The organism is Pseudomonas sp. MIACH (genome assembly GCF_001269925.1).
GTDB lineage: Bacteria > Pseudomonadota > Gammaproteobacteria > Pseudomonadales > Pseudomonadaceae > Aquipseudomonas.
Genome location: NZ_LHVO01000002.1, coordinates 510753 through 522693, shown reverse-complemented (window position 1 = coordinate 522693; position 11941 = coordinate 510753). Strand labels below are relative to the sequence as shown.

The following is an 11941-nucleotide window of genomic DNA, read 5'->3' as shown; positions in this document are numbered from 1 at the left end:
GTGCCGTCAGCCGGCCAGCACCTTGTTCAGGGTGGCGATCAGGGTTTCCTCGTCCACCGGCTTGGTCAGGTAGTCCTTGGCACCTTGGCGAGTCCCCCAGACCTTGTCGGTTTCCTGATCTTTGGTGGTGATGATGATCACCGGGATGTGCTCGGTTTCTTTGTCTTTGGTCAGTTGGCGCGTGGCCTGGAACCCATTGAGGCCCGGCATCACGATGTCCATCAATACCGCGTCAGGCTTTTCCTGGCGGGCGAGCGCTACACCATCGCCGCCGTTGGCGGCCTTGAGAACCTCGTGACCATGCTTTTCGAGCATGCCGGTCAATTTGTACATTTCGGTCGGCGAATCGTCGACGATCAGAACTCGTGCCATGGTTTTCCCCACTACATTGGTCAGCGCCGGCCCTTGTGAGGCGGCGTCAGTGTGCTTGTTCCACTGCGGCGAACCCTGGCACATAGGCCTTGATCGCACTCAGCAGCTCTTCCTTGCTGAAAGGCTTGGTCAAAAACTGATCGACACCCACGATGCGCCCCTTGGCCTTGTCGAACAGGCCGTCCTTGGAGGACAGCATGATCACCGGGATCGACTTGAACACCGGGTTGTTCTTCACCAGGGCGCAGGTCTGATAACCATCCAGGCGCGGCATCATGATGTCGACAAAGATAATGTGCGGGTGATGATCCACAATCCGGGCCAGGGCATCGAAACCGTCGATGGCCGTGATGACATCGCAGCCCACGTTCTTCAACAGCGTCTCGGCGGTGCGGCGGATCGTTTTCGAATCGTCGATCACCATCACTCTCAAGGCGTTGGAATGCTGTTCCATATCTGCTCTACCATCGCCACAGCGAATCGGTTTTCGGTGTGTACTGCCTGATGTTGCACAGGATGAGCGCCGCAGGCCTTGGAATTCAAGGGCTGCTGCGCCGTGGCAGTCTTTTTAGCACAGTCTCGGGGAGCAATCTATCGAGGCACCCGCGCAGTGGTTTTTCCTTGACCCACAACAGCCGCAGCGCCACTCTGACGCCACTTTTATGCGCCCTAATTTGCTAGAGGAAATCCCCCATGAGCGTTCGCGTCGGCATTGTCATGGACCCTATCGCCAGCATTTCCTATAAAAAGGACAGCTCGCTGGCCATGCTCCTGGCCGCCCAGGCCCGGGGCTGGACGCTGTTTTATATGGAGCAGCGCGACCTTTACCAGGGCGACGGCGAGGCCCGCGCACGCATGCGTCCGCTGCAGGTGTTTGCCAACCCTGAGAAGTGGTTCGAACTGCAGGACGAAATCGACAGCCCCCTGAGCGATCTGGACGTGATCCTGATGCGCAAGGATCCGCCGTTCGACATGGAATTCGTCTATTCCACCTACCTGTTGGAGCAAGCCGAGCGTGCAGGCGTGTTGATCGTCAACAAGCCGCAAAGCCTGCGCGACTGCAATGAAAAGCTATTTGCCACGCTGTTCCCACAGTGCACACCGCCGACCGTGGTCAGCCGTCGCGCCGATGTACTGCGTGAATTCGCCGCCAAACACGGTGATGTGATCCTCAAGCCGCTGGACGGCATGGGCGGCACCTCGATCTTCCGTCACCGCGCCGGCGACCCGAACCTGTCGGTGATCCTCGAAACCCTGACTGCCCTGGGCACCCAGCAGATCATGGGCCAGGCTTACCTGCCGGCGATCAAGGACGGCGACAAGCGCATCCTGATGATCGACGGCGAGCCGGTGGATTACTGCCTGGCGCGTATCCCGGCAGCCGGCGAAACCCGTGGCAACCTGGCAGCCGGTGGTCGTGGTGAAGCGCGGCCGTTGTCAGACAAGGACCGCTGGATCGCCAGTCAAGTTGGCCCGACGCTCCGGGAAAAGGGTCTGCTGTTTGTAGGCCTTGACGTAATTGGTGAAAACCTCACCGAAATCAATGTCACCAGCCCGACCTGTATTCGCGAGATCGACAATGCATTTGGCACGAACATCGGCGAAATGTTGATGGCAGCCATCGAGCGCAAGCTGCAAGCCAAGTGACATAGAACAGCCGGACACACACCAACATTGCGTTATCATGCGCGACCTGTGAAACGCGCGATGTTGGTTTTTTTGTCATGACACTCCCGTCCGATCTGCCCCCCGAACTCTCCCACAGCGGCGTGCGCCCGGCTGATCGGCTCGGATTTACCCTGTTCCTGGCCGCGTTGATTCACCTGGCCTTGATCCTCGGCGTGGGTTTCACCATGGTCGAGCCCAAGCAGATCACCAAGACCCTGGAAATCACCCTCGCCACGTTCAAAAGTGAAAAGAAGCCCGAGAAGGCGGATTTTCTCGCCCAGAACAACCAGCAGGGCAGCGGTACGCTGGACAAGAAGGCCATCCCCAAGACCACTGAAGTGGCGCCTTTCCAGGACAACAAGGTCAATAAGGTCACACCGCCGCCGGCGCCCAAGCCCGAAGTCAAACAGGCCACGCCCAAGCCCACCGTGACCACCGTCGCACCCAAGCCGCAAAAAGCCCCGGTCCAGCGCGAGAAAACCAAGACCGAACCACAGCCCGAGCCGGTGAAGCCGGCACCGACGTTCGATAGCTCGACACTCTCCGACGAAATTTCCAGCCTGGAAGCCGAACTGGCCCATGAGCAACAGCTGTACGCCAAGCGCCCGCGCATCTACCGGCTGAATGCGGCCTCGACCATGCGTGACAAGGGCGCCTGGTATAAGGACGAGTGGCGTAAGAAGGTCGAACGCATCGGTAACCTCAACTACCCGGAAGAGGCACGGCGCCAGCAGATTTACGGCAATTTGCGTCTATTGGTGTCGATCAACCGCGACGGGACGCTATATGAAGTGCAGGTGCTGGAATCATCCGGCCAGCCGCTGCTGGACCAGGCTGCCCAACGCATCGTGCGCCTGGCTGCGCCCTTTGCCCCGTTCAGCGGCGACTTGAACGACGTGGACCGCCTGGAAATTATCCGGACCTGGAAGTTTGCCAAGGGCGACCGCCTCTCCAGCAACTGAAAGCGCCCTCCTACAGAAAAGCCAACAGCACTGTATTCGGGTCACGTCCAGCTTGTCAGTTCGCCCCTCCAACGCCACACTAGCGGACATGAAAAATGTCAGCCCGACCTACCTCAAGCACCAATTCCTGATCGCCATGCCCCATATGGCCGACCCGAACTTTGCGCAGACCTTGACCTACATCGTCGAGCACACCGCCAATGGTGCCATGGGGTTGGTGGTGAACCGCCCGCAAGCACTGAACCTGGCCGATATCCTTGAGCAACTGCGCCCGGAGGTCGACCCACCGGCCCGTTGCCAGGGCGTGCCGATCTACATCGGCGGGCCGGTACAGACCGATCGCGGCTTTGTGCTGCACCCAACCGGACCGAAGTTCCAGGCCACCGTGGACCTGGAGGGTGTGTCGCTGTCCACTTCCCAGGACGTGTTGTTCGCCATTGCCGACGGCGTGGGCCCTGAGCAAAGCGTGATCACCCTGGGATACGCCGGCTGGGAAGCCGGGCAACTGGAAGCCGAACTCGCCAGCAATGCCTGGCTCACCTGCCCGTTCGATGCCGACATCCTGTTCAACACCGCAAGCGAGCTGCGCCTGGAAGCGGCAGCGGCCAAGCTGCGGGTCAACCTCAGCCTGCTGACCAGCCAGGCGGGGCACGCCTGATGGCCTTGCGTCTGATCCTCGGTTTTGACTACGGCACCAAACAGATCGGCGTAGCGGTCGGCCAGGTGATCACCGGCCAGGCCCGCGAACTGTGCACCCTCAAGGCCCAGAACGGCATACCGGACTGGAACCAGGTCGAAGCCCTGATTAAAGAGTGGAAGCCTGACGCCGTGGTGGTCGGCCTGCCCCTGAACATGGACGGCACCCCCAGCGACATGTGCCTGCGCGCCGAGAAGTTCGCCCGCCGTCTTAACGGCCGCTACAACCTGCCCTTCTATACCCACGATGAACGCCTGACCACCTTTGAAGCCAAGGGCGAGCGCCGCGACCGTGGCGGACAGAAGGGCAGCTACCGCGACAACCCGGTGGACGCCATTGCCGCCGCCTTGCTGTTGCAAGGCTGGCTGGACGAAAACACCGCTTTATTTGAATCCTGACTGACGCGGCTTGCCTGTCGCTTTTTGTAGGAGCGAGCTTGCTCGCGAAAAACGTCAACGATAACGCATGAAACCTGGATGAACACGGTGCCTGTGAGTTCTTCGCGAGCAAGCTCGCTCCTACACACTATCGCCTGCCTTGAAGGAGCCACCATGAGCCTGCCGAACCCCGCCGAACTGATCCGCCAGATGGCGGTAAGCCTCAAGACGCACCTGGAACACCGTGCCATCAGCGAACCGCGCTTTATCGGGATTCGCACCGGCGGTGTGTGGGTCGCCCAAGCGTTGCTGGACGAACTGGGCAGCGACTCCCCCTTGGGTACCCTGGACGTGTCCTTCTACCGCGACGACTTCAGCCAGAACGGCCTGCACCCACAAGTGCGTCCTTCCGCCCTGCCGTTCGAAATTGAAGGCCAGCACCTGGTGCTGATCGACGACGTGCTGATGAGCGGCCGAACCATCCGCGCCGCGATGAATGAATTGTTCGATTACGGGCGCCCGGCCAGCATCACCCTGGTCTGCCTGCTGGACCTGGAGGCAGGCGAACTGCCTATCAGCCCGGACGTGGTTGGCGCCACGCTGTCCCTTGAGGCCAGCCAGCGAGTAAAATTGTCCGGTCCCACGCCGCTCGAACTCGAACTGCAAGACCTTGCCCTTTAAACCGCCTTGTAAAGAGTCCCCGCGATGACGCCTCTAGATGCCAAGCGCCCGCTGCAGCTCAATGCTCAGGGCCAGTTGCAACATTTCTTGTCCCTCGACGGTTTGCCCCGCGAACTGCTCACCGAAATCCTCGACACCGCCGACTCATTCCTCGAAGTTGGCGGCCGGGCGGTGAAGAAAGTCCCGCTGCTGCGCGGCAAGACCATCTGCAACGTGTTCTTCGAGAACTCCACCCGCACCCGTACCACCTTTGAACTGGCGGCCCAACGGTTGTCGGCCGACGTGATCACGCTGAACGTGTCCACCTCGTCGGCCAGCAAGGGCGAGACCCTGCTCGACACCCTGCGCAACCTGGAAGCGATGGCCGCCGACATGTTCGTGGTGCGCCACGGCGACTCCGGTGCCGCGCACTTCATTGCCGAGCACGTGTGTCCGCAGGTAGCGATCATCAACGGCGGCGACGGCCGTCACGCCCACCCGACCCAGGGCATGCTCGACATGCTCACCATTCGTCGGCACAAGGGCAGCTTTGAAAACCTCTCGGTGGCCATCGTCGGCGACATCCTGCATTCGCGGGTAGCACGCTCGAACATGCTGGCCCTGAAAACCCTGGGTTGCCCGGACATCCGCGTGATCGCACCGAAAACCCTGCTGCCCATCGGCATCGAGCAATACGGCGTGAAGGTCTACACCGACATGACCGAAGGCCTCAAGGATGTGGACGTAGTGATCATGCTGCGCCTGCAGCGCGAACGCATGTCGGGTGGCCTGCTGCCGAGCGAAGGCGAGTTCTACCGCCTGTTCGGCCTGACCACCGCACGCCTGGCCGGCGCCAAGCCGGATGCCATCGTGATGCACCCGGGACCGATCAACCGAGGCGTGGAGATTGAGTCGGCGGTGGCCGACGGTAACCAGTCGGTGATTCTCAACCAGGTCACGTATGGCATCGCCGTGCGCATGGCGGTGTTGTCCATGGCCATGAGCGGGCAAACCGCGCAACGTCAATTCGAGCAGGAGAAGGCCCAGTGAAGCTCAGCATTCTCGGCGCCCGAGTCATCGATCCGGCCAGTGGCCTGGATCACGTTACCGATCTGCATCTGGAAGCCGGCAAGATCATCGCCATCGGCGCCGCACCCAGCAATTTCAGCCCCAGTGAGACCATCGATGCCAAAGGCCTGGTGGCCGCACCTGGCCTGGTGGACCTGAACGTCGCGTTGCGCGAACCGGGTTACAGCCGCAAAGGCAGCATCGCCAGCGAAACCCGCGCCGCTGCGGCCGGTGGCGTCACCAGCCTGTGCTGCCCGCCGCACACCAAGCCGGTGCTGGACACCTCGGCCGTGACCGAGCTGATCCTCGACCGCGCCCGTGAAGCCGGCAACTGCAAAGTGTTTCCCATCGGCGCCCTGAGCAAAGGCCTGGAAGGCGAACAACTCGCCGAGCTGATCGCCCTGCGCGACGCCGGTTGCGTGGCCTTCGGCAACGGCCTGGAGAGCTTTCGCAGCACCCGCACCCTGTGCCGCGCCCTGGAATACGCAGCGACCTTTGACCTGACAGTGATCTTCCACTCCCAGGACCGCGACCTGGCGGAAGGTGGCCTGGCCCATGAAGGCGCCGTCGCCAGCTTCCTCGGCTTGCCGGGCATCCCGGAAACCGCCGAAACCGTGGCCCTGGCCCGCGACCTGCTGCTGGTTGAGCAAAGTGGCGTGCGTGCGCACTTCAGCCAGCTGACCAGCGCCCGCGGCGTGGCCCTGATCGCCCAGGCCCAGGCCCGTGGCTTGCCGGTGACGGCGGATGTGGCGTTGTATCAACTGATCCTGACGGATGAGGCACTGATCGACTTCTCCAGCCTGTACCACGTACAACCGCCGCTGCGCACACTGGCCGATCGTGATGGTTTGCGGGCGGCAGTGAAGTCGGGCGTAGTCTCGGCGATTTCCAGCCATCACCAGCCCCACGAGCGGGATGCCAAGCTGGCACCGTTTGGCGCGACAGAGCCGGGCATCAGCAGCGTGGAGCTGTTACTGCCACTGGCGATGACGCTGGTGGAAGACGGTTTGCTCGACTTGCCGACGCTGCTGGCACGCCTGAGCAGCGGCCCGGCCGAAGCCTTGCGCCTGCCGGCGGGGAAACTGGCGGTAGGTGCGGCAGCGGACCTGGTCCTGTTTGACCCGGCCAGCTCCGCAATTGCTGGGGAACACTGGCTATCCAAGGGTGAGAACTGCCCGTTCATCGGCCATAGCCTGCCGGCGACGGTGCGCTACACCTTGGTGGATGGACGCATCAGCTACCAGGCTTGAGCCACTAAAAACTGTAGGAGCGAGCTTGCTCGCGAAGAACGAATAGACAATGCGGGCTACCTGATAGCGCTGCGTTATCGTTAACGTTCTTCGCGAGCAAGCTCGCTCCTACAGGTTATTGATGATCTACCGGCCGCCGTTGCGCTCGGCATTGCGGATCGAAACCTGGGTATTCAAGGTCCAGAAGTCATACAGCACCCCCACCAGGAACAAACCACCGGTCAGCAGGTAGATCAGCCCGGTGATCCATTTGCCCTGGTACATGCGGTGCACGCCGAACACCCCCAGAAACGCCAACAGAATCCACGCCACGTTGTATTCGATAGGGCCAGCGGTAAAACGCAGGTCCGCTTCACGGTCCATGGCCGGGATGAGGAAGAGGTCGATCAGCCAGCCGATTCCAAGCAAACCCAGGGTGAAAAACCAGATCGTGCCGGTCACGGGCTTGCCGTAATAGAAGCGATGGGCCCCGGTAAACCCGAAAATCCACAGCAGGTAACCGATCACCTTGCTGTGAGTGTCTTGCTGCGAACCAACCTGTTGATAGGTGTTCATGGAGTACCTCATTTGCTTCGATAGATAAATTTTTTCACTTTCTTTGTGACTTTTTTACAGGCGCCCGACGTACGGCAAATGGTATCTTCCCTCCCCTGAAAGCCTTATGCCACCTGACTTGTGTAGGACAATCGCGGCGAATCGTCGCGTTTTTCCTGAGTTTGACCCCAAGGTTCAGTCGACAAACGGCCTGAGAACGACACAAAAAGCTGTTATAAAGTTGCGCGCAAACCCATAAGAGCCACGCCTAATGCGACCATTTTTCAAGACATGGCTAACCATTTGCCTATTAATGCCACTGGCCGCCCACGCCACCAATCGTGAGCAACGACTTCCAAACGTCAACGGTTTCACCCCTAAAGTCCACAGCACGCCAAGCACTGCCAAATCGGCAAAGCCGACCGTCAGCCGCCCGACTCAACTGAGCAAGGCCCACGGCAAAGCAGTTCCGGGCCTGGTGGCAGTCAACACCAAGCAGAGCAGCACCGTCCTCAGCCGCGCCGTAAACGTGCTCGGTACGCCTTATCGTTGGGGCGGCAGCAGCCCAAGTAAAGGGTTCGACTGCAGCGGCCTGGTGAAATATGCGTTTAACGACGTAGCCGCCGTGGATCTGCCGCGCACCTCCAACGCCATGGCCGCCGGCCACGGGCAGAAGGTTGAGCGCAAGGACCTGAAACCGGGTGACCTGCTGTTCTTCAAACTGAAGAGCCGCCAGGTGAACCACGTTGCCATTTACCTGGGCAATGACCGTTTTATCCACGCACCGCGTCGTGGCAAGGCTGTCAGCATCGACACGCTGAAAAAGCCGTTCTGGGACAAGAACTACGTGATTGCCAAGCGGGTCCTGCCGAAAGAGCAGAACACGTTGCGGGTAGTACAACGCTGATCTGACGCTGGAATGCAGTAGTCAATGTGGGAGGGGGCTTGCTCCCGATAGCGGTGGATCAGTCAGCTTATCTGTACCTGACCCACTGCTATCGGGGCAAGCCCCCTCCCACATTTAGACGTGCTTATATATCCCCAGGCACCCTCGCCTTCTCCCGTGCCTCTTCACGGCTGATCACGCCCTCCGTGACCAACGCCTTCAAGCTCATATCCAGCGTCTTCATGCCCAGCGCCCCACCGGTCTGAATCGCTGAGACCATCTGCGCCACCTTGTCTTCGCGGATCAAGTTACGAATGGCCGGGGTGCCCAACATGATTTCATGGGCCGCCACCCGCCCGCCGCCGATCTTCTTGACCAGTACCTGGGACACCACCGCCTGCAACGACTCGGACAGCATTGAGCGGACCATGGCCTTTTCCCCCGCCGGGAACACGTCCACCAGCCGGTCCACGGTCTTTGCCGCAGAGGTGGTGTGCAGGGTGCCAAACACCAGGTGCCCGGTCTCAGCCGCGGTCAGGGCCAGGCGGATGGTTTCCAAGTCGCGCAACTCGCCCACCAGGATCACATCCGGGTCTTCCCGTAACGCCGAACGCAGCGCGGTAGAAAAGCTATGGGTATCGCGGCGGACCTGACGCTGGTTGATCAGCGCGATTTTTGGCGTGTGGATAAATTCGATGGGGTCTTCCAGCGTGAGGATGTGCTGGCGCCGATGCTGATTGAGGTAATCGATCATCGCCGCCAGGGTGGTGGATTTACCGCTGCCGGTAGGCCCCGTCACCAGCACCAGGCCGCGCGGTAGCTGGGCGATACGCCGGAACACTTCTCCCAACCCGAGGCTTTCCAGGCTCTGGACCTCGGCCGCAATGGTGCGAAACACCGCGCCCATGCCGCGATCCTGCTGGAACACATTCACCCGGAACCGCGCCACACCGGGCAGTTCGAAGGCAAAATCCGTTTCGAGAGATGTTTCGAAATCCTTTTGTTGGTGGCTGCTGAGCAGCGGACTCAATAAGTCCGCCACTTGCGCGGGTGAAAGCACCGGCCAATCCAGCGGCCAGACCTCTCCATCGATCCGCAGCATGGGTGCCACACCGGCCGACAGATGCAGGTCGGAGGCGCCCCGACGCACGCTGTCCACCAGCAATTCAGTGATATCCATAGGGCTTTCCATTTCCAGTAGAATGCCGCGGACTCCATATCCACGGGCGCATCTTGAATGTCGACGATAGCAGACAACATCGGCCTGGTTAGCCAGCGCATCCGCGCCGCAGCCGACGCCGTGCAACGTGACGCAAACAGCATCCACCTGCTGGCCGTGAGCAAGACCAAACCCGCGCAAGCCCTGCGCGAAGCCTATGCCGCCGGGATGCACGAGTTTGGTGAAAACTATCTGCAGGAGGCCCTGGGCAAACAGGCCGAATTAACCGACCTGCCCTTGAGTTGGCACTTCATCGGCCCCATTCAATCGAACAAGACTCGCGCGATCGCCGAGAATTTCGCTTGGGTGCATTCCGTGGACCGCCTCAAAATTGCACAACGCCTGTCCGAACAACGTCCGGCCGACCTGCCAGCGTTGAATATCTGCATCCAGGTCAATGTCAGTGGCGAGGCCAGCAAGTCCGGTTGTACGCCCGCCGACCTGCCGGCCCTGGCCAACGCGATCAGCGCCCTGCCGCGCCTGAAGCTACGGGGTTTGATGGCAATTCCCGAGCCGACGGAAGATCGGGCCGAACAAGACGCAGCGTTCGCCAGCGTGCGCGACCTGCAAAACAGCCTGAACCTGCCGCTCGACACACTTTCCATGGGCATGAGCCACGACCTTGAGTCGGCCATCGCCCAAGGCGCTACCTGGGTGCGGATCGGTACCGCCCTGTTTGGCGCCCGCGACTACGGCCAGCCCTCCAAGGGCTGACTTCCCTCTGAATAAGGACCTGTCATGAGCAACACGCGTATTGCCTTTATCGGCGCCGGAAACATGGCGGCCAGCCTGATCGGTGGCCTGCGGGCCAAGGGCCTGGACGCCGCGCAGATCCGCGCCAGCGACCCGGGCGCCGACACCCGTGCCCGCGTCAGCGCCGAGCACGGTATCGAAACCTTCGCCGATAACGCCGAGGCCATCCAGGGTGTCGATGTGATCGTCCTGGCGGTCAAGCCCCAGGCCATGAAGGCCGTGTGCGAAAGCCTGCGCCCGAGCCTGCAGCCACACCAACTGGTGGTGTCAATCGCCGCAGGCATCACCTGCGCGAGCATGAACAACTGGCTCGGCGCGCAACCGATCGTGCGCTGCATGCCCAACACCCCGGCGCTGCTGCGCAAGGGCGTGAGCGGTTTGTACGCCACCCACGAAGTGAGCGCCGAGCAACGTGACCAGGCCCAGGAACTGCTGTCCGCCGTGGGCATCGCCCTGTGGCTGGAACAGGAGCAGCAACTGGACGCGGTCACCGCCGTTTCCGGCAGCGGCCCGGCGTACTTCTTCCTGCTGATCGAAGCCATGACCGCTGCCGGGGTGAAACTGGGCCTGCCACACGAAGTCGCCGAGCAACTGGCCGAGCAGACCGCCCTGGGCGCTGCGCAGATGGCCGTGGCCAGTGATGTGGACGCCGCTGAGTTGCGTCGCCGCGTAACCTCCCCGGGCGGCACCACCCAAGCGGCCATCGAATCGTTCCAGGCCGGGGGCTTTGAAGCCCTGGTGGAAAAGGCTCTCGGCGCCGCTGCGCACCGTTCGGCTGAACTGGCCGAACAACTGGGCCAATAGTCGTCCCTTACAAAGGAATAAATGATGCTCGGACTCAATGACGCTGTCATCTTCATCATCCAGACGCTGGGCAGCCTGTACCTGCTGATCGTGCTGATGCGCTTTATCCTGCAACTGGTGCGGGCGAACTTCTACAACCCGCTGTGCCAATTCGTGGTGAAGGCCACGCAACCGCTGCTCAAGCCACTGCGCCGGGTGATCCCGAGCATGTTCGGCCTGGACATGTCTTCGCTGGTACTGGCGCTGCTGCTGCAGATCCTGCTGTTCGCAGTCATCCTGATGCTCAAGGGCTACCTGCCCAAGACCCTGCTGTTGCTGCCGTGGGCACTGATCGGGATCTTCTCGTTGTTTTTGAAGATCATTTTCTGGTCGATGATCATCAGTGTGATCCTCTCCTGGGTCGCACCGGGTAGCCGCAGCCCAGGCGCCGAGCTGGTGTCGCAGATCACTGAGCCGGTGTTGGCACCGTTCCGTCGCTGGATCCCCAACCTGGGTGGCCTGGATATCTCGCCGATTTTCGCCTTCATCGCGATCCAACTCCTGCAAAGCTGGGCGATTCCAAACCTGGCGGAATTCGTCGCCATGCCGCCGCTGTTGTTCGGGCTGATCTGATCCCCCTCGGATGACCCTCTTGATCGTTCCCTCACTCTGTGTGGGAACGATCTGCGCAACCACCCCGCCTTTGCTTGCC

General features: G+C 61.2%; 15 protein-coding genes. 11 read left to right on the top strand and 4 right to left on the bottom strand.

Going from position 1 to position 11941, the window contains the following annotated elements:
- Positions 1 to 6 precede the first annotated feature (6 nt).
- Both pilH and pilG read right to left on the bottom strand, forming a co-directional pair.
- Complete coding sequence (gene pilH, locus AD670_RS02455) at positions 7 to 372, bottom strand: twitching motility response regulator PilH (protein ID WP_034116227.1); 366 nt, start codon at positions 370 to 372, stop codon at positions 7 to 9.
- Between the two features lie 46 nt (positions 373 to 418).
- Positions 419 to 826, bottom strand: a complete 408-nt coding sequence (pilG, locus tag AD670_RS02450; RefSeq protein WP_027606081.1) for a twitching motility response regulator PilG — start codon at positions 824 to 826, stop codon at positions 419 to 421.
- A gap of 239 nt (positions 827 to 1065) precedes the next feature.
- Here pilG and gshB point away from each other — a divergent pair, with 239 nt between their 5' ends.
- The 7 genes from gshB to AD670_RS02415 all read left to right on the top strand — a co-directional run bounded on the left by gshB (position 1066) and on the right by AD670_RS02415 (position 7054).
- Positions 1066 to 2019, top strand: a complete 954-nt coding sequence (gshB, locus tag AD670_RS02445; RefSeq protein ID WP_053128013.1) for a glutathione synthase — start codon at positions 1066 to 1068, stop codon at positions 2017 to 2019.
- Between the two features lie 77 nt (positions 2020 to 2096).
- On the top strand, positions 2097 to 3002 hold the full coding sequence (locus AD670_RS02440; protein ID WP_053128011.1) for an energy transducer TonB: 906 nt from the start codon (positions 2097 to 2099) through the stop codon (positions 3000 to 3002).
- Between the two features lie 88 nt (positions 3003 to 3090).
- Positions 3091 to 3660: a YqgE/AlgH family protein gene (locus AD670_RS02435; RefSeq protein WP_053128009.1), complete on the top strand. Its 570-nt coding sequence runs from the start codon at positions 3091 to 3093 to the stop codon at positions 3658 to 3660.
- The gene (gene ruvX, locus AD670_RS02430) at positions 3660 to 4097 is read left to right on the top strand and encodes a Holliday junction resolvase RuvX (protein ID WP_005792259.1); all 438 of its coding nucleotides are present in this window, start codon (positions 3660 to 3662) and stop codon (positions 4095 to 4097) included. The genes AD670_RS02435 and ruvX overlap by 1 nt, the downstream gene beginning before the upstream one ends.
- Positions 4098 to 4250: 153 nt before the next feature.
- A complete protein-coding gene (gene pyrR, locus AD670_RS02425; RefSeq protein WP_053128007.1) occupies positions 4251 to 4757 on the top strand; it encodes a bifunctional pyr operon transcriptional regulator/uracil phosphoribosyltransferase PyrR in 507 nt (168 codons plus the stop codon).
- Positions 4758 to 4781: 24 nt separating this feature from the next.
- Positions 4782 to 5786, top strand: coding sequence for an aspartate carbamoyltransferase catalytic subunit (locus AD670_RS02420; RefSeq protein WP_048722533.1), 1005 nt, complete (start codon positions 4782 to 4784; stop codon positions 5784 to 5786).
- Positions 5783 to 7054: a dihydroorotase gene (locus tag AD670_RS02415; RefSeq protein WP_053128005.1), complete on the top strand. Its 1272-nt coding sequence runs from the start codon at positions 5783 to 5785 to the stop codon at positions 7052 to 7054. Before AD670_RS02420 ends, AD670_RS02415 begins: the two co-directional genes overlap by 4 nt.
- A gap of 126 nt (positions 7055 to 7180) precedes the next feature.
- Here the strand turns inward: AD670_RS02415 and AD670_RS02410 are convergent, their stop codons facing one another.
- A complete protein-coding gene (locus AD670_RS02410) occupies positions 7181 to 7609 on the bottom strand; it encodes a TM2 domain-containing protein (protein ID WP_053128003.1) in 429 nt (142 codons plus the stop codon).
- Between the two features lie 250 nt (positions 7610 to 7859).
- On the opposite strand from AD670_RS02410, the gene AD670_RS02405 reads away from it, so the two are divergent.
- Positions 7860 to 8495: a C40 family peptidase gene (locus tag AD670_RS02405; RefSeq protein ID WP_053128001.1), complete on the top strand. Its 636-nt coding sequence runs from the start codon at positions 7860 to 7862 to the stop codon at positions 8493 to 8495.
- A 124-nt stretch (positions 8496 to 8619) separates the two neighbouring features.
- Here the strand turns inward: AD670_RS02405 and AD670_RS02400 are convergent, their stop codons facing one another.
- Complete coding sequence (locus AD670_RS02400; protein WP_053127999.1) at positions 8620 to 9654, bottom strand: type IV pilus twitching motility protein PilT; 1035 nt, start codon at positions 9652 to 9654, stop codon at positions 8620 to 8622.
- 57 nt (positions 9655 to 9711) lie between these two features.
- Between AD670_RS02400 and AD670_RS02395 the strand changes: the two genes are divergently transcribed.
- Genes AD670_RS02395 through AD670_RS02385 form a run of 3 tightly spaced genes read left to right on the top strand, consistent with a single transcriptional unit; the run spans position 9712 to position 11862 of the window.
- Positions 9712 to 10407: a YggS family pyridoxal phosphate-dependent enzyme gene (locus AD670_RS02395; RefSeq protein ID WP_053127997.1), complete on the top strand. Its 696-nt coding sequence runs from the start codon at positions 9712 to 9714 to the stop codon at positions 10405 to 10407.
- A gap of 24 nt (positions 10408 to 10431) precedes the next feature.
- Positions 10432 to 11250 (top strand): pyrroline-5-carboxylate reductase, encoded by an 819-nt coding sequence (gene proC, locus AD670_RS02390; RefSeq protein ID WP_053127995.1) that lies wholly within the window; start codon positions 10432 to 10434, stop codon positions 11248 to 11250.
- Between the two features lie 24 nt (positions 11251 to 11274).
- On the top strand, positions 11275 to 11862 hold the full coding sequence (locus tag AD670_RS02385) for a YggT family protein (protein ID WP_053127993.1): 588 nt from the start codon (positions 11275 to 11277) through the stop codon (positions 11860 to 11862).
- Positions 11863 to 11941 lie beyond the last annotated feature (79 nt).